Raw genomic sequence first — 22,450 nt, 5'->3', positions numbered from 1 at the left:
ATTCTAAAATGGAAAATATATTAGTTGCTGGTGCAAATGGTACTACGGGCAAACAAATTGTAAATCTTTTAAACAAATCGCAATACTTTAATCCGGTTGCCATGGTTCGTAAAGAATCTCAAATGCAACAATTTAAAAATGATGATGTAGATGTAGTCTTAGGCGATTTAGAAGAAAATCTTGACCACATAGTAAAAGGAGTTGATAAAGTAATATTTGCCGCAGGTTCTGGAGGTAAAAAAGTTGTAGCGGTTGATCAAGAAGGGGCAAAAAATCTAATCGATGTTTCTAAACAAGCTAACATCAAAAAATTTGTCATGTTGAGTTCAATGGGAGCTGATAAGCCTGAACAAGCAGAACAATTACAAGAGTATTTAAAAGCAAAACACAATGCTGATGAATATTTGAAAGAAAGTAATTTACCCTATGCTATCGTAAGACCAGGTTCTTTAACAAATAATGAGCCTAAAGGAAAAATAGAAATAGCAGAACACTTAAATAAAAGAGGGGAAATTAGTCGAGCAGACGTTGCGCAGACATTGGTCAGAGCATTACATGATGATAGCCCACACAACCAAACATTTGAAATTTTAGAAGGCGAAACCTTAATTGGTAAGGCTTTAGAGAAAGTATAAAAAACAACATACCAAAACATTGTTAAGAAGGCAGGTGAAAAAATCACCTGCCTTATCTTTGTATTGTGGAAACGGATAAGAAAATAATATTGTTTGATGGGGTTTGTAATCTCTGTAACGGGGCTATCCAATTTGTGATTAAACACGATAAAAATGATGTTTTTAGATATGCGGCATTACAAAGCGAAATTGGTCAAAAACTAATACATGACAGAGGTATTGATACTTCTAAATTAGATTCCATAATACTCATAGAACCGGGAGTGGCTTACTATGCTAAGTCTGAAGCTGCTTTAGAAATTACAAAAGCATTTGGCGGACTTTGGGCTGCACTTCAAATATTTCAATGGGTGCCAACTTCATTAAGAGATGTTATCTATGATTTCGTCGCTAAAAATAGATATCGTTGGTTTGGCAAAAAAGACCAGTGCATGATTCCCACACCAGAGCTACAGGCTAAATTTCTTTAACTATTTAACTTCATCATAATGGTCATCCCAATTTTTAACTTGGGGGTCTCCTAATTTACCTACAGACTTTGCTACAATGGTAGAAACCGTTGCATCACCTGTTATGTTAATTACTGTTCGCAACATATCTAAAGGTCTATCAACAGCAAAAATTAGGGCAAGACCAACAGCATATTTATCTGCCGGAAAGCCAACCGATTCTAAAACAATTACTAACATTACCATACCGGCCCCAGGTACGGCAGCAGTACCTATAGAGGCTAAGAGCGCCGTTAAAACTATGGTAAGCTGTGCGGCTAAGGGTAAATCAAAACTTAAAGCTTGCGCTATAAATACAGCTGCAATGCCTTGGTATAAACTGGTACCATCCATATTAATGGTTGCCCCTACAGGTAACACAAAACTGGACACTTCTTGGTCAACTCCAATATGTTCTTCAACCCTTTCCATGGTTACTGGTAAGGTTGCGGCACTAGAACTGGTTGAAAAAGCTAGTAATTGCGCTGGACTCAATTGTTTTAAAAACCAAAATGGATTTTTCTTTGCAAAGACTGAAATTAAGATGCAGTAAAAAACAATCATTAAGGCTAGTCCTAAGACTACTACCCCGGCATATTTTAATAGCGCTAAGAGTATTTCTGGATCGCTAGAAGATACTACAACATTTGCTAACAAGGCAAAAACTGCGTATGGAGCTACCAGCATTATTAAATCAACCATTTTTAGTACAACATCATTCAAAGAATCAAAAAAACCTTTTAATGGCCTTGCTTTTTCTTCACCAATTAAGAGCATAGAAATACCCATAAAAATGGTAAAAAATATAACTTGTAGCATTAATTGATTATTACCAAATGCACTAACTGCATTATCAGGCACCATATCTTCTAAAAACTGTAAAGGACCACGCTCTTTTTGTCTAGTGGCTTCCTCTAATTTTGCGGTTACGCTACTATCATTAGCATAGGTATCTGTTAGCTTGGTAATTGTTTCTTCAGAAATTCCATTGCCTGGTTGAATTACATTCACCAAAACCAACCCTAAAATAATAGCCACTGTTGTAGTACCTACATAAATGCCTATTGTTTTAAGACCAATGTTTTTAAACTTAGATATATCTTTTAAATCAGAAATTCCTTTGATAAGAGAAGCTAAGATTAACGGAACTGCAATTAGTTTAAGGAGTTTAATGAATATTGTACCGAAAGGACTCACCCAATTGGTAACAAAATCTTTTCCCCAAGAAAAGTAGGTCATTACAAATCCAAAAACGATACCTAGCACCATACCAATTAGTATTTGCCAGTGCAGTTCTAGTTTACGCATAGTTGATTGTTTAGTTTAGTAAGATACTATTTTGAATAGAAAAACCGAATTTCTTTAGATTTTATTGGTTTTGGAAAGCAAGAGATAATCTGCCAAAACCAATGCTAGCATGGCTTCTACAATTGGTACAGCTCTAGGCACTACACAAGGGTCATGTCTACCCTTACCTTTAGTTTGCACAACATTACCATCTTTATCAATAGTTTCATAGCCTTGAATTACCGTTGCTACTGGTTTAAATGCAACGTTAAAGTAAATATCCATTCCGTTGCTTATGCCTCCTTGTACACCACCGCTTTTATTTGTTTTTGTAGTACCATCAGCATTAAAAGAATCGTTATGTTGACTACCTAACATTGTTACTCCTTCAAAACCACTACCGTACTCAAACCCTTTAACCGCATTGATTGATAACATTGCTTTACCAATTTCTGCATGTAACTTATCAAAAACGGGTTCTCCTAAACCAATAGGTACATTTTGAGCAACTCCTGTGATGACACCACCAATGGTATCTCCTTGTTTTTTAATGGATTTTATATAGTCTTCCATTTTAAGCGCCATTTCAGCATCAGGACAACGCACCGCATTTGCTTCAATCTGTGAAAAATCTAGTTCTTTATACGACTTGTCTAATTTTAGGTTTCCGACCTGACTTACGAATGCGTTAATCTTTATATCACTCAAAAACTGTTTTGCAATTGCCCCAGCAACTACTCGGCTTGCTGTTTCTCTGGCAGAACTACGGCCTCCTCCCCTATAATCTCTAAAACCGTATTTTTTATCGTACACATAATCGGCATGAGAAGGTCTGTAAGAATCTTTAATATGAGAATAATCTTTTGATTTTTGATTGGTATTATGAATTGCAAAACCAATTGGTGTACCCGTTGTTTTTCCTTCGAAAAGGCCAGAGTAAAACTCAACACTATCCGGCTCTTTACGCTGGGTAACAATAGCCGACTGACCTGGTTTTCTCCGGTTTAAATCGGTTTGAATTGCTTCCAAATCCAATGTTATTCCTGCTGGGCAGCCATCTAGTACTCCACCAATTGCTTTACCATGAGATTCTCCAAATGTTGTTAACCTAAATAAATTTCCTAAACTATTGCCTGCCATATACTAAGTCTAAGCTTCAAAATTAACTTTTAATTGGCTATCTAAAAATGAGATTGCAATTAAAGATTTGTAAACATTGTAAAAATTTGTTTGCAATTGCTTAACCATAATGTTATAAACACTTTACAGCAATTTGATTTTCAGTTCATTGCAGTGCATTTACTTTGCATGTAAACTATTTTGTATTGAAGAAAAGAAAGATTGAGCTTGCTGTAATTTCTGACGTTCATTTAGGAACTTACGGCTGCCACGCAGACGAATTGATTGCTTACTTAAATAGTATACAACCAAAAAAGCTAGTGCTAAATGGCGATATTATTGATATTTGGCAATTTAGTAAGCGCTTTTTTCCACCCTCACATTTAAAGGTTCTAAAAAAGGTAATTGGTATGGCTTCTAAAGGAACTGAAGTCTATTATATTACTGGAAACCATGACGAAATGCTACGAAAGTTTGCTCCAACAGCAATGGGCAACTTTAAAATTGATAATAAATTGGTGCTTAATCTGGACGGAAAGAAAGCATGGATTTTTCACGGTGATGTTTTTGATGTTTCTATACAAAATGCAAAATGGTTAGCTAAACTTGGAGGATATGGCTACGACCTTCTAATTTTAATCAACAGCTTTGTTAATTGGTGCTTGGTTAAAATGGGAAGAGAAAAATACTCGTTATCTAAGCGAATTAAAAATAGTGTAAAGGGTGCAGTGAAGTATATTAATGATTTTGAAAAAACCGCTGCAGAATTGGCCATTGAAAATGATTATGACTACGTTATTTGCGGTCATATTCACCAACCCAAAAAAGAAGTTATTGAAACCAAGCAAGGTAAGACTACATATCTTAATTCTGGGGACTGGGTTGAAAACCTTACTGCCTTAGAATACTCTTTTAAACGTTGGAGGGTTTACCATTATAATCATGATAAACTATCTCCGTTTTTTGTGGATGAAGATTTAAAAGAAATGAATATTAATGATTTAATTGCTTCTATAACAGCAGTAGGTATTTCATCTAATCTTGAAATTTCTGAAGCGCCAGAGATTGAAAAAAAATCATCAGAAAAGGAGGGCCTTTCTCATGATACTGACGGGGTGTAAGGCAGTTTTACCAGTACCATCAAAAATTTGATGCCTACAACTAGTTCCATTAGCAGCAATTATGGTATCTAATGCTGCTTTTCTAACTGCCGGAAATAGTTTTAACTCTCCTACCTGCATACTTAAATTGTAATGTTCTTCTTCGTACCCAAAAGAACCAGCCATTCCGCAGCAACCAGAGGGTATTATGGTTACTTCATAATTTTCTGGAAGGTTTAAAACATCAAAAGTAAATTTTTGATTCGACAAGGCTTTTTGGTGACAATGCGCATGAATTTTAACCTGCTTTTGGTCTTTAGTAAATTGCGCCGCAGTAATAGTACCTTCTTTGATTTCAGCAGCTAAGAATTCTTCTATGATAAAGGCATTATCATTAAGTTTTTTGGCTTTTTCAGCATCATTCACTAATCTTTTATATTCATCTCTAAAAGATAAAATTGCTGAGGGTTCTAAGCCTACTATAGGAATGTCTTTACTAGTATACTTCCAAAGAGCGGTAACATTTTTATTCGCTAATTCTTTAGCTTCTTTTAAGAACCCTTTTGATAGATAGGTTCTTCCACTTTCGGCATAAAACAATTCTACTTTATAACCCAATCCAACCAACAAATCAATGGCATCTTTACCAACTTCAATATCAAGATATTTGGTAAACTCATCTAAGTAAAGAACAACAGTCTTTTTATTTTGCTGTGTTATGCTTTTTGAATTTAGATATTTTTTAAAGTTAAATTTATAAACTAGAGGCAAGTTGCGTTGGGTGGCAACTCCACTCGTCTTCTTAAGAATTCCACTTAATAGTTTTGACTTAAAAACAGTATTTGTAAGCGGCGCAAAATAACTGCCTAACGCATTATATTTAGTGTTTTTAGCAAATAATTTACTTCGTTGAGAATAACCGTTAGCTTCTTGATACTGGTACAAAAACTCAGTTTTCAACGTAGCAATATCTACATTACTAGGGCATTCTTTTGCGCATGCTTTACAGCTCAAACACAAATCAAATGCTTCTTTTATTTCTGAATGATTGAATTTATTAGGCTGGTCAGAATTAGTGATAAACTCACGTAAAACATTTGCTCTACCTCTGGTGGTATCTTTTTCATTTTTGGTAACATGATAACTAGGACACATACCCCCTTTCATGTTATGAGACTTGCGGCAATCACCACTACCGTTACACTTTTCTGCAGATTTTAAAATTCCCTCATTATCAGAAAAATCTAATAAGGTATTTAGTTGTGGTTCTACCCTATCTACCTCATACCGTAGTGATTTATCCATTGGATAAGAATCTACAATCTTACCAGGATTTAAAATTGAATTGGGGTCAAAAGCTGATTTTATTCGTTTTAATAATTGATAATTCCTTTCCCCAATCATTAAAGGAATAAACTCTGCCCGTACTATTCCATCACCATGCTCACCACTAAAACTTCCATTGTATTTTTTGGTTAATACAGCTACCTCTGTGGTTATTTTTCGAAATAGTGCAACATCTGTTGACTTTTTTAAATTCAAAATGGGTCTAAGATGTAGTTCTCCTGCTCCGGCATGCGCATAATACACCGCGTCTTGCCCATACGATTTCATGATTTCTGAAAATTCAAGAATAAAATCTTTTAAATCTACCACATCAACTGCAGTATCTTCAATACACGCAACAGCCTTACGATCACCCACCATATTGCCTAAAAGCCCTAAACCAGCCTTACGCAATTCTATGGCCTTATTAATATCAGAACCATACAAAACTGGACTAGCATAGCTTAAACCAGATTTTTCAATGGTTTTAAGCAATGCTTGAACTTGTTGTTCTAAAGCGTCTGCTGTATCTGCTTTTACTTCTAACATTAAAATAGCTGCTGGGTCTGCCTCCACAAAAAAACGATTCGCCAACTGTTGCCTATTATTTTTGGTGCAATCTAAAATGACTTTATCCATCATTTCACATAAATGCAACTGGTGTTGCATTACTGGTGTAACATCAGATAGACAATCTTCTAATCTTTTGTAATGGGTACAAACCATTGCAGATTTTCCCGGTGGTATTTCATCTAATTGCAATGTTACGGCAGTGGTAAAGGCCAGAGTACCTTCACTACCACATAGAAGTTTACTAAAATTAAATGGTGCTTGGGTACCTAAAAAGTGCTCATTATACAATAAATCATCAACTGCATAACCTGTACATCTGCGGTGAATACTAGGTTTAGGGAATTCTTTAAGAATTTCTTCTTGAACATTTTTATCTGATAATTCTTCGGAAATTGTTCTGTAAATTTTTCCTTCCAATCCTTCTAATTGTAGCTTCTCTTTAAACTGGGTTTTAGTTAAATCTGAAAATGAAACTTCACTACCATCAGATAATACCACTTGCATTTCTAAAACTTTATCTCTGGTAACGCCGTATTGTATTGATGTAGTTCCAGAAGAATTGTTGCCAACCATACCGCCAATCATACAACGGTTAGAAGTTGATGTATTTGGACCAAAAAAAAGTCCGTAAGGTTTTAAAAACTCATTTAGCTCATCTCTTACCACGCCTGGTTCCACCCTAACCTGTTTCTTTGCTTCATCTACAGAAATAATTTTATTAAAATGACGTGAAGTATCAACTATAATACCGTCTCCCACACATTGGCCGGCAAGAGAAGTTCCCGCAGTTCTAGGTACAAGTCCTATTTGGTGTTTAGTTGCAAAGGATAATAAAACCTTTAAATCATTATTGTTTTTTGGAAATGCTACGGCAATAGGTAATTTACGGTATACCGAAGCATCTGTAGCATATAGCGTTCGGTATAAATTATCATATTCTAATTCTCCTGCTAATTGGTCAGAAAGTTGTTTGAGCAAAGATTTATTCAAAATGGAACAATTTTTGTCAACGAAAATAAGTTTTATTGCAGTAATGTTTTTAAGGCATTAGAAATTTCACAATTTAATTGAATCACTTATGAAAAAATTAACTTTAGTAGTATTGTTCGCCATTGGTTTTGCATCTTTTGGTTTTAGCCAAAATTTAGCAGATAATACGCTCGGACTTCGATTAGGAGACAGTGATGGTTTTGGAGCAGAAATATCGTATCAAAAATCTATTGGTAGATATAACAGAGCCGAGTTTAATTTAGGCTGGAGAGATAGTAGAGAATTTGATGCTTTTAAGTTAGCGGGCGTTTACCAATGGGTACATAATTTAGACGGAAATTTTAATTGGTATTATGGTGTTGGCGGTGGTGTTGGTAGTGCTGATTTTGAACCCGTACCAAACGGTAATGGTGGTCTTAGAGATGAAAATGACGGCGCATTTGTTTTTGCAGCCGGTAATTTAGGTGTTGAATATGACTTTGACATTCCTCTCTTATTATCTATTGATATTCGACCAGAAATTGGACTTGTTGGATTTGATGGGTTTGATAATGACTTTTTATTTGATTTTGCTTTGGGTATACGCTACCAATTTTAAATAATACCACAAAATATTAGAAGGGCCATAGCGCCCTTTTTTTTATGCCTTTAATATGGCTACCTTTGAACAAAGGATAAAATAGAATGAAAAAAGTTTTACTATTATTTTTTGCGGTTATAACTATTGTAGCTTGTAGCAGTGAAAAAAGTGGATTCGAAATTAATGGAGAACTTATTGGTGATATTCCAGATAGTACGTTGGTTTTTCTTAAAACGGTAGATTCTACACGTAATATGATTGAAGTAGACACCACATTAATCTCACAAAATACTTTTCAATTTACAGGTAACCAAGATGCACCAAAGTTATATTACTTGTTTTTTCAAGGAATACGCGGAAATTCTCCTATTATTTTAGAAAATGGCAGTGTAAGTTTTAAAGCTCAAAAAGATAGTTTAGCATTCTCTAAACTAGGAGGTACACCACAAAACGATATGTTCATGACCTATCTAGAAGAACAAAGAAAGTTTGCAGATATTGGTAAAAGCTTTAATAAAGATTTGCAACAAGCGCAAATGGAAGGTGACCAAGCCATGATACAATCTTTACGGGAAGAATATGTGGAACTACAAGAAAAATCTAAGAATTTTGAGAAAGACTTTATAACTCAAAATCCTAATTCTCTGGTGTCTGCCTTAATCTTAGAACGTATTGCCGCTCAAAAAGCGTTACCGGTAAAAGAAATAGAAGAAATGACTAATGGATTGTCAGAAGAACTGCAAACAACTGCACCGGTTAAACGCTTAAAAAAAATGCTTGATAACCTAAAAAAGACTGCCATTGGCGAAAAAGCACCAGAATTTTCTGGGCCCCAACCAAATGGCGAATTGTTAGCTTTAAATGATGTTAAAGGCAAAGTAACTTTAGTTGATTTTTGGGCAGGCTGGTGTAGACCATGTAGAGCTGAAAACCCAAACATTGTAGCGGTTTATGAAAAATATAAAGACAAGGGCCTTAATGTACTTGGGGTTTCTTTAGACCGTAATAGAGATTTATGGTTACAAGCTATTGAAGAAGACAATTTACAATGGAACCACGTTTCTAACGTGCAATATTTTCAAGACCCAATTACAAGACTTTACAATATAAATGCTATTCCTGCTGCTTTTTTATTGGATGAAAACGGAATAATAATTGCTAAAGATTTAAGAGGAAAAGCCCTTGAAGATAAAGTTGCGGAGTTACTGAATTAAAAAGTACCTTTTAGAATAAAAAAACCTGGCTAAATGCCAGGTTTTTTTATGTATATGATTGCTTAGAGCAATTAGAATTTATTCATTCTGTCATTAAAATTACCTTCAACAGATGCACTATTTGCAATGACAACATCGCCTAAAACATAAACATTATTTTCATCACCTAAAAATTCAAGTGAAGCGTTTTCTTCAAGTATTAAATCACCATAAATTACCATAACACCTTCAACTCTTAATGTTGCTCCTGCTGCTACTTGAATGTTTCTTCTTCTGTTATTTCTACCCATATAAATAGAACCTTTAATTTCTAAAGTTCCATCTTCTTCAACTAAAAACTCATCTCTTACACTCCAAGAACCACATAATAACAGTTCACCAGCAACATTTAATTCTCTAAAGTTTTTGCTACCACTGTATCCTAGAGTTTGGTAAGATTCTACAGCTAAATAACTAGAACCACTATAACGTTGTGCAGAACTACAAGCTTCCTCAAGACTTTGAGAGGGTCTATTCATTTTTATAATCTGAATACCAGATTTGCCAGATGCAGCAATAATGTAATCGTCTTTAGATATAACATAGTTGATAGAACCTCGTAATTCTATTACGCCTACTAAATTTAAATCGCCTTCATTTTCTGATAATGCCAGACCAGCACCACCATTTGCCATTAAAAACACATCATCGTTAAAAGATACAGCATTGGTTACCACTTCATCTTGTGTGGCATCATCTGGATTTAAAACAATAGGTAAATGTCTTTCAAAAGCACCGGTTTCTGCATTGTAAATACCTGCACCATTGCTACCTTCAGCTACCGATATTTTGTCACCATAATAAGAAATGGTGCGCTTGTCTGCTTCTCTAAAATCTCCGTTAGCTACAGTAAAACTTCCAGTTTCACTTAAGGTTTCATCTAAAAAACGTACACCATAAGAAGCATCTAAAACCGCAAAATTGTTATCAATTTGTATAATTGAACGTAAGTCATCGTAGGCTACTTCTTTTACTACTTCTAGCGTATTTTTATCGTATTGTGTAACATAACCATTAACACCACTAGATACAAATAATCCGTTAGCATTAACAACTAAATCGTTTGCTACCAAACCATCTTGAAAACCATAAGAAATACCTCCAGAAATGCTTAAACTACCATTAGAAACGGGTATTTTTCCAATAAAAGAGTTTGCAGTAGCAGTAACTGATTGTTCTGAATCAACACCACCAACTACATACACATGTCCGTTTTCGTAAGCAATTGAATTAATATCTGCGTTAGTGTAATATAAACGAGAGGTTAATCTTGGTTGTACAATGTCTGAAATGTCTATTACATCTACACCGCCTGCGTAAGTTTCGCCTGCTGTATTGTAAGACACATACAAATAATTGCCATCCATAGCAACATGAGTAGCTGCGAGTTCTTCTGCCGAACTGTATGAAGGTGCTTCAATATTGGCAACTAAAGCCAAAGGATAACTATCGGCATCTACACTAGAATTTTTTGAAGCTAATTTTGCAGCTTCATCTTGGTAAATGTCTAGTACACCACTATTATCGAAGTTAACACTGTTTGTAAGTACGGTTTGATTTTCTTCTAGAATTAAAGACTCACTTGGGTCTTCGTAAATTGTAGTCTCATCTGAACATGAAGCTACTACTAAAGAAAAAATTGCGAGATAACGTAAAGATTTCTGCATAGGTTAAGATAATTGGTCAATTTGGGTACCCCAAAGAACGCGCATATTATCTAAATCATATAAAACTTATAAACTTTTCGATAAAGTGTATTATATCTTACAAATACTCCCACAAAAAGAGGTATTTATCCTACAAATTATATTTTTCCTACACGTTCTAAAATAAACAGAAGAACAATAGGAATTGCTAATAAAAAGACCATTAGCGTTTCTGTAACTAATAGTGAAGGCTTAAAGGCTAATGTGAGTAGATAACCACCAATAGCCCCACCAAAATGAGCAGTGTGCCCTATATTACCTACTCTACTTTTCATACCATAAATTGAATACAACAAATAACCTATACCTAAAACATAAGCCGGTAAGGGTATGGGTATAAAAAAGAAACCTAACCGCATATCTGGTTGTAATAAAATTGCAGAATACAAGATGCCTGTTACTGCACCGCTTGCACCAACAGCACTATAAAATGGTTCATTTCTATGAAAAAACATGGCTAACAAACTACCTGCAGCTAAACTTGCCATGTAGATTATTAAAAACTTGGTAGGTGAAAACCAATTGATAACCACATTTGCAAAAAAATACAGGGTTATCATGTTAAAAAGTAAATGTTGAAAATCTACGTGTAAAAAACCAGAAGTTACTATTCGCTCTTTCTGACCTGCATTTATTCCTCCTATACTAAACTTGTAACGTTCAAAAAACGTGCTATCATTAAATCCTCTCAAGGTCACTATTACGTTTGCTGCAATTATTGCTATTGTTGCCAACTGTAGTTGATACATAAGTCTATGTTTGGATTCAAATATAGCTATATTTGCAGCGTTATTTTCTAGCATGGCATTCCTAATATATTGTTTAGCCTATCCATTTCTTTGGCTAATTTCAAGACTACCATTTTGGCTACTTTACACTCTTTCTGATGGTGTATATATATTGCTATATCGAATAATTGGCTATCGAAAAAAGGTGGTACGCTCAAATTTAAGGCTTGTTTTTCCAGAAAAAACTGAAAACGAATTACTTCTGATAGAAAAAAAGTTTTACCGTCATTTATGTGATATGTTTTTGGAAATGGCGAAAACTATGGGTATTAGTGTAAAAGAAATTGAAAAAAGATTTTCTTTTACCAATCTTGAAGTAATACATGAACTGGAGAAACAAAAGAAAAACATTTTGCTTTTAACACCTCATTATGCAAGTTGGGAATGGATTATGTCTCTGAATACTCAGGTTACTTCTAATGGGTATGCTGTTTATCTTAAAATTGAAAACCCTTATTTTGATAAGCTTGTCAAAAGTATACGTAGCCGATTTGGCACCACTTTATGGCGTACGGTTGAAACTAGAAAAAATCTAGCAACGGCTATTGCTAATAAAGAACAACTAATTTTAGGAATTGCTGGTGACCAAAGTCCTCAACTTAGCAGAGCTAGACATTGGGCTAAATATATGGGTGTTACTGTACCAGTTCATGTTGGTGGTGAAGAACTTACTAAAACGTATGATTTAATACCAATTTTTCTTCAAGTACGTAAACTAAAAAGAGGGTATTACCAAACTACCTTCAAAGTGATTACCCAAGAACCAAAATCGATGCCCGATTATGAGATTACAGAAAGCTATCTAAAAGAATCTGAAAATCTAATTAAAGAAGCTCCAGAATATTATTTCTGGACACATAAGAGATGGAAACACAGAAATAAAGTTCCAGATAAATACAAAACGTAAATAAAAAACCCGGTAGTTTAAGACTATCGGGTTTTTTATTTTATTGACTTACTAGGTTTTTACAAACCTGCGATTTCTTTTATTTCAGCAATTATCTGGTCAGCAAGTTGGTCTGCCTCTTTTTGACTTTTTGCTTCGGTATAGATTCTTATAATCGGTTCTGTATTCGACTTTCTCAGATGAACCCAGTTTTCAGGGAAATCTATTTTAACCCCATCAATTGTAGAAACGTCTTCGTTCTTATATTTATCGTGCATCGCCACTAATAACGCATCTACATCTAGCTCTGGTGTTAGTTGTATTTTCTTTTTACTCATAAAGTAACTTGGGTAACTTTCTCTTAATTCTGCTACCGTTACTCCTCTTTCAGCTAATAGCATTAAAAACAACGCCGTACCAACGAGTGAGTCTCTACCATAATGACTTTCAGGATAGATAATACCTCCGTTACCTTCACCACCAATAATAGCATTAATAGCTTTCATTTTAGTAACCACGTTTACCTCACCAACAGCCGCAGCTTCATAAGTGCCCCCATGTTTTTCAGTAATATCTCTTAGTGCTCTTGATGACGACAAATTAGAAACTGTATTCCCTTTTGTTTTGCTCAAAACATAATCTGCACAGGCAACCAAGGTGTATTCTTCACCAAACATTTCACCATCATTACTAATAAAAGCTAAGCGGTCTACATCAGGGTCTACCACAATACCAAAATCTGCTTTTTCTTCAACCACTTTTTTACAGATGTCTCCTAAGTGCTCTTTTAACGGTTCTGGATTATGCGGAAAATGACCCGTAGGCTCACAATATAGTTTTACGACCTCTACACCTAGCTCCTCTAAAAGTTTTGGTATTGCAATGCCACCAGTTGAATTAACCCCATCAACAACCACTTTAAACTTTTTAGGTTTAATCTTTTCTGCATTAACTAATGCTAAATTTAACACTTCATCTATATGAATATCTATATAAGAGTCATTTTTAACTACTTGTCCTAAATCATCAACTTCGGCAAAGTCAAAATCCTCTTTTTCTGCAAGGGCAAGTATTTTAGCCCCTTCTTCAGCATTTAGAAACTCCCCTTTTTCATTTAGTAATTTAAGTGCGTTCCATTGTTTAGGATTATGACTCGCGGTTAAGATTATTCCACCATCAGCTTTTTCTAAAGGAACCGCAATTTCTACCGTAGGGGTTGTTGATAAGTCTAAATCAATTACATCAATCCCTAATCCTACTAAAGTAGAAACCACCAAGTTTTGAATCATTTCACCAGAAAGTCTGGCATCTCTGCCAATAACAACGGTTAATTTTTCTTTGTTGGAATAGTTTTTTAACCACGTACCATAAGAGGCCGCAAACTTAACTGCATCTATAGGAGTTAAGTTTTCACCAGTATTACCGCCGATAGTTCCTCGTATTCCTGAAATTGATTTAATTAATGTCATCTGTTGAAAAAGTTTTTGCAAATATAATTTGATGTGTTAAACACCGTGTTTCGAATTTGTAAATTTCGCTGTGAATTTTCTTGCACACATTTATTTATCGTTTAACGACCCAGAAATTACGTTGGGCAACTTTTTTGCTGACCATATTCGAGGCAATAAATTCAAGCACCTACCTATTAAGGTTCAAAAAGGGATTTTATTGCATAGAAATATAGACACTTTTACAGATGCGCATCCAATAACTAAACAAAGTAGTAAGCGCCTTCATAAAAATTATAGCCATTACAGCAGAGTAATTGTAGATATTTATTATGACCATTTTTTAGCTAAAAATTGGAATACCTACAGTATTGTTCCGTTAACTGAATTTGTGGAGAATTTCTACACCTTACTAGAAGAAAACTACGATTTGTTACCTCTTAGCACCAAACGTATGATGCCATACATGATTACTGATAACTGGTTGTATAATTATTCAAATTTAGAAGGTATTTCTAAAGTGCTCAATGGCATGAACAGAAGAACAAATAACCGCTCTAAAATGAATTTTGCCATCATTGACCTAGAAGAATATTACGAAGATTTTGAAAAAGAGTTCACAGCCTTTTTTAAAGAATTAATTACCTTTTCAAGATTAAAATTCAACGAACTATGCGAAAATTAATACTGCTACTACTACTATTTGTTTCCTTTTACAATTGCAGAACAGAGCCCATAAAAACAACAGGGCTTGTAACAGAAAAAGCTATGGTTGTAGCTGCTCGTAAAGAAGCTGCTGCAATTGGTGTTGCCATTATGGAAAAGGGCGGTAATGCCTTTGATGCCATGGTAGGTACAGAACTAGCATTAACAGTGGCGTATCCTTTTGCTGGAAATTTAGGTGGAGGAGGTTTTATGGTGTATCGTAAATCTAATGGTGAGGTAGGTGCACTAGATTATAGAGAAAAAGCTCCTTTAGCTGCGCATGAAGATATTTACTTAGACTCTTTGGGTAACGTAATTCCTAAAATGAGTACGGTGGGTGCTACGGCCATTGGTGTACCAGGTACCGTAGCTGGTGTGTTTGCCGTTCATGAAAAATTTGGTAGCCTTCCTATGAATGAAATACTAACTATGGTAATTAAACTGGCTGAGAAAGGAGTGGTTGTCACTGAAAAACAAGCTAAGCGTATTACAAGTTATAAAGAACAGTTTGTTGCAGTTAATGGTGATAGCACCAAGTTTGCACAAAATTTTACTGCTGGAGATACCATAAAATATCCTGCGTTGGCTAAAACCTTACAAATTATTGCAAGAGATGGAAAAGATGGATTTTACAAAGGTGAAGTTGCTCGCAAACTGGCATCTTTTATTCAAGAAAAAGGAGGTTTTATTACAGAAGAAGATCTAGCAAAATATGAAGCTAAGTGGAGAGAACCTGTTCAGTTTACCTATAAAGACCTAAAAATCATTAGTATGAGTCCTCCTAGTAGTGGAGGGGTTACTATGAATCAAATTTTTAAAATGATGGAACCCTATGAGGTTCGTGATTTTGGCCACAATTCTTTGAAAACTATTCAATTGTTTACTGAAGCTGCTCGCAGAGCATATGCTGACCGTAATTATTTTTTAGGGGACCCTGATTTTGTTGATATTCCTTTAGATGAGTTATTGAGTGATAGCTATATTCAAAACAGGATGAGTGATTTTTCTTTCGACAAGGCAACATCTTCAGAGGCGGTTAGTCATGGTGAAGTTACCATTGTGGAAAGTATGGAAACTACCCACTACTCTATTGTTGACGATAAGGGTAATGCAATCTCTGCAACAACAACCTTAAATGGCGGCTATGGTTCCAAACTCTACCATCCTGAATTGGGTTTCTTTTTAAATAACGAAATGGATGACTTTAGTTCTAAACCTGGTGAACCTAATATGTTTGGTTTAATTGGTGCAGAGGCCAATAGCATACAACCAGAGAAAAGAATGTTAAGTAGTATGACCCCAACCATTGTTGAAAAAGATGGTAAACTATATATGGTTGTTGGTACACCTGGTGGCTCAACTATTATTACCGCAGTAGCACAAACCATTTTAAATGTTTACGAGTTTAATTTAAGTATGCAAGAGGCTGTAAATGCACCTAGATTTCACCATCAATGGTTACCAGATGTTATTATGTTTGAAGAAGAAGGATTTTCAGACGAACTAAAAACACAATTAAAAAACAAGGAGTATAACATTTTAGAAGGTAGAACTCCTATTATTGGTAAAGTAGATGCCATTAAAATTTTACCTAATGGTAAATTAGAAGGCGGTGCTGACAAACGGGGTGATGATACCGCTGTTGGCTATTAATTTGTTTTATAAATTAAAAATACTTTGCTAACTTCATATATTATAGGTACACCTTGAATTTGCAAAAAAAATCAATTCGGTTCTCAAGAAACCTAACAACCAAAAAGGCCATAAAATCATGAAAAAAGTATTAAAAAGTTTAGGTATACTTTTCGTTTTAGTTTTAGTTGGCTTATTCATTTTTGCCTGGGTAACTAACGAACCTTTACCAACTGGTAAAATGGGTAAAGAGGCTGATACACTTGCCCAAAAGATGTTATCCGCGTTAAACGAAGACGCCTATAAAAACACTCGATATTTAGAATGGTCTTTTGCTAATGGTGCTCACTCGTATAAATGGGATAAAGCAATGGGTAAATGTGTGGTAATGTGGGATGATATTGTGGTGCACTTAAATCTAAATGACCCTACAAAAAGTAAAGTTTTTGAAAAGGAAAAATTAATATCCGCAGGTACTGAGAAAACTATCCAAAAAGCAGTAGATTATTTTAATAATGATTCTTTTTGGCTGGTAGCTCCTTATAAAGTTTTTGATAAAGATGTTGAAAGACGATTGGTTACCAAACCCAATGGTGATAAAGCATTGTTAATTACCTATAAGAGTGGCGGTTCCACTCCTGGTGATAGTTATCTTTGGGAATTAAATGACGATGGCTTTCCAAATAATTTTAAAATGTGGGTTAAAATTATCCCAATTGGAGGGGTTGAAGCTACTTGGGAAGATTGGCTGGTAACCGAAAGCGGCGCTTATTTACCAAAATCACATAAATTAGGACCTATAACACTAAGTATGGGTAATGTAAGAGGTTCAAACTAAAATTATTCGATAATGAAAAATTTGATTTCAATTTGTTTGCTTCTTTTATTCAGCAGTTCTTGTCATCGATTACAAGAGACAGAGTTGCCGAGCAAACCTGATTTTTCTACAAAAGAGACTACCCTGAATCCTAAAGACACCACGTTAACTTTAGGTACTTCTTATCTTTCTGTTTATTCTGATATTTATAGTTATTCTGAACATACCAGACATAATTTAACTGCTACTATTAGTTTGCGAAATTTATCTGAACGTAATCAGCTCATAATTTCTAGAGCGGATTATTATGACACTTCTGGTAATGCAATAAAGAATTACCTGAATAAGCCTATCAAATTAAATCCTCTGGAAACCGTAAACATTATTATTGATGAAGAGGATGAATCTGGTGGAACTGGGGCAAATTTCATATTTGATTGGGCAATTAAGAAAACCGCTCCTGAACCTTTGTTTGAAGCCGTAATGATATCAACAAAAGGGCAGCAAGGTCTTTCATTTACTACAACAGGACACCGAATTCGATAATAGTTTAGATTAACTATTGCTATGACTCAAAATACGTAGCTTCTTTTCTGAACATATGTAAAGGCAATAAGGATTTCTTCAATATAGAGTTATAACTCGCTTAAACCATATTCGCTAAGTACGACCTCCCACTCTGTAGTTTCAATAATTTCTAAAATCTGTTGTGATATTGCTTGTTGCAATTCTAAATTACCTGGTTTAACTCCAAAACCATAAAACTGCACATCAAATTTCATGGGTAAAATTTCCAGATTTTGCGGATTAGAATCTTTCTGAAGACGGTATTTTAAAATTGGTTCATCGTAAATAAATGCATCGATTTCTTGTTTTTCTAAAGCTTTTAGTCCACTTACAACGTTTGTATATTGAGAAATATCTTTAAAAAAATGAACCCTTAAAAAATCAAAAGAACTAGAACCTTGTATTGTCCCTACTTTACGTTCTTTAAATTCGTTAAAATTTTTAATGTTATCAGACAACCGATTTACCGTCAAGCTTGAAGCAATACTCGCCGTTAAACCAGAAATAAATAACAATCCAATCAGCATTAAACCTAACGCAACTAATTTGCCAAACTTGGTCTTTGGGGCTTTGTCTCCGTAACCAACGGTAGTCAAGGTAACTGCTGACCACCATAAACCGTCCCAAATTCCTTTATTATTTTCTCTAAACTCGTCTGGATTCTTTTTTCGTTCAAATAACCATATGAGCAAACCAAAAAAAAGTATAATTAAAAAAAGTATTAGAAAACCACTTAAAAAGCTTTTGGTAAAGATTGCATTTAATAAACCTAATACCTTATCCCATGACGTTTTCTTAGGTACCGCTACAGTGGAATGAGAAGCAAAAAAAGAACGAGAGAATCCCATTTCTTTTACCCTATCACTTGTTATGGTTAGCGGATTTATGCACACATCAACTTTTCCGGTTTTTACCGCAGCTAATAGTTCAGCAAAAGGCATTTCTTTGAGTTGATATTCCCACTCTAAATCTTTGGCTACCTGCTGCCACAACCAAACATTTATACCCTCTAAAAATTCATCTTCTTTAATAACAAAAGGTGCCGCTGGAGAATAGGCTACTACTAATGTATCTGGCTGCTGTTGTGCAACTATAACTGAGAACGAAAACAAAAATAGAAGTGTATACAACTTTTTCATACTACAAAATGAATTCTACCGAAAGATAAACCAAAGTGATGTACTATAACGGATAAAATATATTGACCTAATTTTTGTTTTAAATACAACAATAACATTATACTTTTGTTTTAAATAAAACAATTATGCATTTCAATACCAACATTCCCATAGAAAACATTTTAAAAGCGTTGTTTGAGCCATACAGGAAAAACGTTGAAGATGTAGATTTTATAAATGCTGAGATGGTTAAAGCTGGTATGATTGCTAAACCTGAAGATATTGAAAATGACCATATAGCTTTTAGAACACTTGGTGTTCCTAATCTTGGACTCAAATCAATTGAAAAGATTTTTTTACACCACGGCTACCAAAAACGAGACCATTTTTATTTTGAAGCAAAAAAACTAGATGCCTATTGGTATGCGCCACCTAAGGAGTTGTACCCGAGAATTTTTATAAGTGAATTGCGCGTTAATGATTTATCGCAACAAGCTCAAAATATCATAACAAAATATACCAAAACAATTACTAAAGACCCTGCTGATTCCCTTGATTTAAATAATACAGAGCAAGTTGGTAATTTCTTTTATCAACCGCTTTGGGAGATTCCGACCATAGAGGATTATGATTTGTTGGCTGCTGAAAGTGAATATGCTTCATGGGTAATTTACAACCGGTATTATCTTAATCATTATACCATTAGCGTACATAATTTGCCAAGCCCGTACAATAAGTTAGAAGAATTTAATAGGTTTTTAGAAAACATTGGTATCGTTCTAAATACATCTGGTGGTAAGATAAAAACCAGTAAAGACGGTTTACTAAAACAAAGTAGTTCTGTTGCAAAAATGATTACCGCGAATTTTGCAAATGGTAAGACCAAAAAAATATCAGGTAGTTATGTTGAATTTGCTGAACGTTTACCGCTAAAAGCCTATGAAAAAGAAAATACTCAAGGTTTAGACCGAGAAAAAAGACGTGATGGTTTTGAAGCAGGCAATGCTGACCGTATTTTTGAAAGTACATATGACGAACAAACCAAAAGGAGCTCGTAATTTATGGTTTTTGTAATTGCTTTTTAAGCTCTTCCATAGACTCTTGTAACTGCTTTAATAATCCATGGTTACTTGTTGGGTTTAAATCAAAAGTTAGCTTACTACTAACCTCCCAAATTTCTTGAATTTGAAATGGTTTAATGTCGTAAGCAGGATAACTTTCGTTTGTAGATATTAAAGTGATATTGTTTGAATTAGGTCTTTTTTCAATTTTTTTTACCATCACTGAATCTTGTAGCACCACTACATACATTTTGTTTGGACTCACATAATCTATATGTTCAATTGCCCTTGCCATTACCCAGTCTCCAGGATATAGATTAGGAAGCATACTATCGCCTTCTACCTGAAAACCTCTGTAAGTTGCATTTCTAAATTCAGGAATTGGTAAATCAAAAGCTGGTAACTGTTGGTACCAACTTGTATCTGCTATATTTTGTGGATAACCTGCCGCCGCCTTTGCATTAACTAAAACCATATTGTCATTATCTTGACTATCAACTGTTACTACCTTTGGTATTACACTTGTTTTATTGGTATCTAAATATTTTTCTTCGCTTTCTCCAAACAACCACAACGGATTTATTTTAAACTGTCTTAGAAGCTCTGCAACCACCTTACCAGAGAGTTTAGTCCGTCCTCTTTCTATATCTGCTGTGGTAGAAGATACTCCTATTTTTTCAGCAAAATCAGCCTGCGTTAATTCCAAATCTCTACGAATTTCAACAAATCTTTTAAGCGTTAATTCATTTTCCATAGGTCTCTTTTCTTATTGTCATTCTTCTTAACCCGCTTATCTTAAACAAGTTATTTGCGAGCTAACGTAATTTGAACCACCATAACCTTTTAAGAATCTTACAAGTCTATTAGTTCCAATACTACTCAAATATACCTTATTTGGAATATATCCAAAAATATATTTGGAATATTTCCAATATTAGGAATTAATCCATATTTTTGGATTAAAACCAAGTAACGTGAATTTTGAACGAATTAAAGAGAAATTAAACATCTTAGCAGATGCCGCTAAATACGATGTTTCTTGTGCCAGTAGTGGAAGTTCTAGAACCAATACGAATAAAGGTTTAGGCAACAGCACTGGCATGGGTATATGTCATAGCTATACAGAAGATGGTAGATGTGTTTCTCTCCTTAAAATTCTTTTAACTAATCACTGTATTTTTGATTGTGCCTATTGTGTTTCTCGCAGAACTAATGATATTAAAAGAGCAGCCTTTAAAGTGCAAGAAGTGGTTGACTTAACCATCAATTTTTACCGAAGAAATTATATCGAAGGCCTCTTTCTTAGCTCTGGTATTTTTAAAGACCCCGACCATACCATGGAACGCTTAATACGGGTGGCCAAAAAATTGCGCGAAGAGGAAAATTTTAACGGATATATTCATTTAAAATCTATACCCGGTTGTAGTGATGAGCTAATGTATGAGGCCGGATTGTATGCTGACCGTTTATCGATTAACATAGAAATTCCCACCGTATCTGGCCTCAAACTTTTAGCTCCTGAAAAAGACCATAAAGATTTTATTCAACCTATGAATAAGGTCAAAAATGAAATAATTAGATACAACAATGAACGTAAAATCATTAAAAACACGCCAAAATATGCCCCAGCTGGGCAAAGTACTCAAATGATTGTTGGCGCCACAGGTGAATCAGATAAAGACGTAATGTATTCTGCCACCTATTACTATAAAAAATATAGTATGAAAAGGGTGTATTATTCAGGTTATGTACCTGTTTTAGAAGACAATCGTTTACCGGCTATTGGCTCTCAAGTACCTATGTTAAGAGAAAATAGACTTTATCAAACAGATTGGTTGTTGCGTTTTTATGGTTTTGCCGTAAATGAAATTTTAAACGATGATTACCCTAATCTAGATATGGATATTGACCCAAAGTTGTCTTGGGCATTACGAAATATGCATTTGTTTCCTGTTGATATTAATAATGCTGATAAGAGGTTACTTGCTAGAATACCTGGTTTAGGTATGAAATCTGTTCACAAAATAATTCATGCTAGAAAATTTAGAAAATTAAACTGGGAACATCTTAAAAAAATTGGAGTAGCCTTAAATAGAGCTAAATATTTCATGGTTTGTGATTCTAGAGAATGGGAAAGAAAAGACCGTGAACCTAGTAAAATCAAAGGCTTAATCTTACAAAATTCGGCCAGTAAGTTTAGAAATCAAATTAGTAATCAATTATCATTATTCAATTAGCCCAATGAAAACGATGAACAAAACCAATTTTATTGAAGAAAAACGAAAGACTTTTTTAGCCCTTGGCTATACCCTTATAGCTTTTAAAAGTAACCTCAAAAAAAGTTTGCAATCTAGACCTAAATCTGTAGGTA

At 34.5% G+C, this 22,450-nt stretch carries 20 protein-coding genes; 12 read left to right on the top strand and 8 right to left on the bottom strand.

The window, feature by feature from the left end:
- The first annotated feature begins 8 nt into the window (after positions 1–8).
- Both H5V42_RS01695 and H5V42_RS01690 read left to right on the top strand, forming a co-directional pair.
- Positions 9–635: an SDR family oxidoreductase gene (locus H5V42_RS01695; protein WP_185781382.1), complete on the top strand. Its 627-nt coding sequence runs from the start codon at positions 9–11 to the stop codon at positions 633–635.
- Between the two features lie 65 nt (positions 636–700).
- Positions 701–1,105 (top strand): thiol-disulfide oxidoreductase DCC family protein, encoded by a 405-nt coding sequence (locus H5V42_RS01690; protein ID WP_185781381.1) that lies wholly within the window; start codon positions 701–703, stop codon positions 1,103–1,105.
- On the opposite strand, the gene H5V42_RS01685 is transcribed toward H5V42_RS01690, so the two are convergent.
- Entirely contained in the window at positions 1,106–2,431 is a 1,326-nt protein-coding gene (locus H5V42_RS01685; RefSeq protein WP_185781380.1) for a dicarboxylate/amino acid:cation symporter, read from the bottom strand.
- 54 nt (positions 2,432–2,485) lie between these two features.
- Positions 2,486–3,550, bottom strand: coding sequence for a chorismate synthase (aroC, locus tag H5V42_RS01680; RefSeq protein ID WP_185781379.1), 1,065 nt, complete (start codon positions 3,548–3,550; stop codon positions 2,486–2,488).
- A 185-nt stretch (positions 3,551–3,735) separates the two neighbouring features.
- On the opposite strand from aroC, the gene H5V42_RS01675 reads away from it, so the two are divergent.
- A complete protein-coding gene (locus H5V42_RS01675; protein WP_185781378.1) occupies positions 3,736–4,650 on the top strand; it encodes a UDP-2,3-diacylglucosamine diphosphatase in 915 nt (304 codons plus the stop codon).
- On the opposite strand, the gene H5V42_RS01670 is transcribed toward H5V42_RS01675, so the two are convergent.
- Positions 4,609–7,518, bottom strand: coding sequence for an FAD-binding and (Fe-S)-binding domain-containing protein (locus H5V42_RS01670; protein WP_185781377.1), 2,910 nt, complete (start codon positions 7,516–7,518; stop codon positions 4,609–4,611). The genes H5V42_RS01675 and H5V42_RS01670 overlap by 42 nt on opposite strands.
- 88 nt (positions 7,519–7,606) lie before the next feature.
- On the opposite strand from H5V42_RS01670, the gene H5V42_RS01665 reads away from it, so the two are divergent.
- Complete coding sequence (locus H5V42_RS01665) at positions 7,607–8,116, top strand: hypothetical protein (RefSeq protein WP_185781376.1); 510 nt, start codon at positions 7,607–7,609, stop codon at positions 8,114–8,116.
- Positions 8,117–8,202: 86 nt separating this feature from the next.
- Positions 8,203–9,312 (top strand): TlpA disulfide reductase family protein, encoded by a 1,110-nt coding sequence (locus H5V42_RS01660; protein ID WP_185781375.1) that lies wholly within the window; start codon positions 8,203–8,205, stop codon positions 9,310–9,312.
- Positions 9,313–9,383: 71 nt separating this feature from the next.
- Here H5V42_RS01660 and H5V42_RS01655 read toward each other — a convergent pair whose 3' ends face one another.
- Positions 9,384–11,018 carry a hypothetical protein gene (locus H5V42_RS01655; protein ID WP_185781374.1) on the bottom strand — a complete coding sequence of 545 codons (1,635 nt, stop codon included), beginning with the start codon at positions 11,016–11,018 and terminating at the stop codon, positions 9,384–9,386.
- 137 nt (positions 11,019–11,155) lie between these two features.
- Positions 11,156–11,806 carry a rhomboid family intramembrane serine protease gene (locus tag H5V42_RS01650; RefSeq protein ID WP_185781759.1) on the bottom strand — a complete coding sequence of 217 codons (651 nt, stop codon included), beginning with the start codon at positions 11,804–11,806 and terminating at the stop codon, positions 11,156–11,158.
- A 52-nt stretch (positions 11,807–11,858) separates the two neighbouring features.
- On the opposite strand from H5V42_RS01650, the gene H5V42_RS01645 reads away from it, so the two are divergent.
- Positions 11,859–12,752 (top strand): lysophospholipid acyltransferase family protein, encoded by an 894-nt coding sequence (locus H5V42_RS01645; RefSeq protein ID WP_185781373.1) that lies wholly within the window; start codon positions 11,859–11,861, stop codon positions 12,750–12,752.
- A 59-nt stretch (positions 12,753–12,811) separates the two neighbouring features.
- Here the strand turns inward: H5V42_RS01645 and glmM are convergent, their stop codons facing one another.
- A complete protein-coding gene (glmM, locus tag H5V42_RS01640; RefSeq protein WP_185781372.1) occupies positions 12,812–14,200 on the bottom strand; it encodes a phosphoglucosamine mutase in 1,389 nt (462 codons plus the stop codon).
- A 70-nt stretch (positions 14,201–14,270) separates the two neighbouring features.
- Here glmM and H5V42_RS01635 point away from each other — a divergent pair, with 70 nt between their 5' ends.
- From H5V42_RS01635 to H5V42_RS01620, 4 genes are all read left to right on the top strand, one after another.
- Positions 14,271–14,864, top strand: coding sequence for an acyl carrier protein phosphodiesterase (locus H5V42_RS01635; RefSeq protein ID WP_185781371.1), 594 nt, complete (start codon positions 14,271–14,273; stop codon positions 14,862–14,864).
- Complete coding sequence (gene ggt, locus H5V42_RS01630) at positions 14,852–16,537, top strand: gamma-glutamyltransferase (protein ID WP_185781370.1); 1,686 nt, start codon at positions 14,852–14,854, stop codon at positions 16,535–16,537. Before H5V42_RS01635 ends, ggt begins: the two co-directional genes overlap by 13 nt.
- Before the next feature lie 118 nt (positions 16,538–16,655).
- A complete protein-coding gene (locus H5V42_RS01625) occupies positions 16,656–17,354 on the top strand; it encodes a hypothetical protein (protein WP_185781369.1) in 699 nt (232 codons plus the stop codon).
- Between the two features lie 12 nt (positions 17,355–17,366).
- A complete protein-coding gene (locus H5V42_RS01620) occupies positions 17,367–17,879 on the top strand; it encodes a DUF3124 domain-containing protein (protein WP_185781368.1) in 513 nt (170 codons plus the stop codon).
- A gap of 89 nt (positions 17,880–17,968) precedes the next feature.
- Here H5V42_RS01620 and H5V42_RS01615 read toward each other — a convergent pair whose 3' ends face one another.
- A complete protein-coding gene (locus H5V42_RS01615; protein WP_185781367.1) occupies positions 17,969–19,039 on the bottom strand; it encodes a transporter substrate-binding domain-containing protein in 1,071 nt (356 codons plus the stop codon).
- Between the two features lie 125 nt (positions 19,040–19,164).
- Here H5V42_RS01615 and H5V42_RS01610 point away from each other — a divergent pair, with 125 nt between their 5' ends.
- Complete coding sequence (locus H5V42_RS01610) at positions 19,165–20,076, top strand: DUF1338 domain-containing protein (RefSeq protein WP_185781366.1); 912 nt, start codon at positions 19,165–19,167, stop codon at positions 20,074–20,076.
- 1 nt (position 20,077) lies between these two features.
- On the opposite strand, the gene H5V42_RS01605 is transcribed toward H5V42_RS01610, so the two are convergent.
- A complete protein-coding gene (locus H5V42_RS01605; RefSeq protein WP_185781365.1) occupies positions 20,078–20,833 on the bottom strand; it encodes an XRE family transcriptional regulator in 756 nt (251 codons plus the stop codon).
- A 220-nt stretch (positions 20,834–21,053) separates the two neighbouring features.
- On the opposite strand from H5V42_RS01605, the gene H5V42_RS01600 reads away from it, so the two are divergent.
- On the top strand, positions 21,054–22,316 hold the full coding sequence (locus H5V42_RS01600; protein ID WP_185781364.1) for a putative DNA modification/repair radical SAM protein: 1,263 nt from the start codon (positions 21,054–21,056) through the stop codon (positions 22,314–22,316).
- Positions 22,317–22,450 lie beyond the last annotated feature (134 nt).

Source organism: Croceivirga lutea (assembly GCF_014235875.1).
Taxonomy (GTDB): Bacteria; Bacteroidota; Bacteroidia; order Flavobacteriales; family Flavobacteriaceae; genus Croceivirga; species Croceivirga lutea.
This window is presented reverse-complemented; position numbering and strand designations above follow the sequence as displayed.

Bases quoted from the DNA above. Each gene is read 5' to 3' on its own strand.
- H5V42_RS01695 (WP_185781382.1), top strand. From the start codon at position 9: ATGGAAAATATATTAGTTGCTGGTGCAAATGGTACTACGGGCAAACAA.
- H5V42_RS01685 (WP_185781380.1), bottom strand. From the start codon at position 2,431: ATGCGTAAACTAGAACTGCACTGGCAAATACTAATTGGTATGGTGCTA.
- aroC (WP_185781379.1), bottom strand. From the start codon at position 3,550: ATGGCAGGCAATAGTTTAGGAAATTTATTTAGGTTAACAACATTTGGA.
- H5V42_RS01665 (WP_185781376.1), top strand. From the start codon at position 7,607: ATGAAAAAATTAACTTTAGTAGTATTGTTCGCCATTGGTTTTGCATCT.
- H5V42_RS01660 (WP_185781375.1), top strand. From the start codon at position 8,203: ATGAAAAAAGTTTTACTATTATTTTTTGCGGTTATAACTATTGTAGCT.
- H5V42_RS01655 (WP_185781374.1), bottom strand. From the start codon at position 11,018: ATGCAGAAATCTTTACGTTATCTCGCAATTTTTTCTTTAGTAGTAGCT.
- H5V42_RS01650 (WP_185781759.1), bottom strand. From the start codon at position 11,806: ATGTATCAACTACAGTTGGCAACAATAGCAATAATTGCAGCAAACGTA.
- H5V42_RS01645 (WP_185781373.1), top strand. From the start codon at position 11,859: ATGGCATTCCTAATATATTGTTTAGCCTATCCATTTCTTTGGCTAATT.
- glmM (WP_185781372.1), bottom strand. From the start codon at position 14,200: ATGACATTAATTAAATCAATTTCAGGAATACGAGGAACTATCGGCGGT.
- ggt (WP_185781370.1), top strand. From the start codon at position 14,852: ATGCGAAAATTAATACTGCTACTACTACTATTTGTTTCCTTTTACAAT.
- H5V42_RS01625 (WP_185781369.1), top strand. From the start codon at position 16,656: ATGAAAAAAGTATTAAAAAGTTTAGGTATACTTTTCGTTTTAGTTTTA.
- H5V42_RS01620 (WP_185781368.1), top strand. From the start codon at position 17,367: ATGAAAAATTTGATTTCAATTTGTTTGCTTCTTTTATTCAGCAGTTCT.
- H5V42_RS01615 (WP_185781367.1), bottom strand. From the start codon at position 19,039: ATGAAAAAGTTGTATACACTTCTATTTTTGTTTTCGTTCTCAGTTATA.
- H5V42_RS01610 (WP_185781366.1), top strand. From the start codon at position 19,165: ATGCATTTCAATACCAACATTCCCATAGAAAACATTTTAAAAGCGTTG.
- H5V42_RS01605 (WP_185781365.1), bottom strand. From the start codon at position 20,833: ATGGAAAATGAATTAACGCTTAAAAGATTTGTTGAAATTCGTAGAGAT.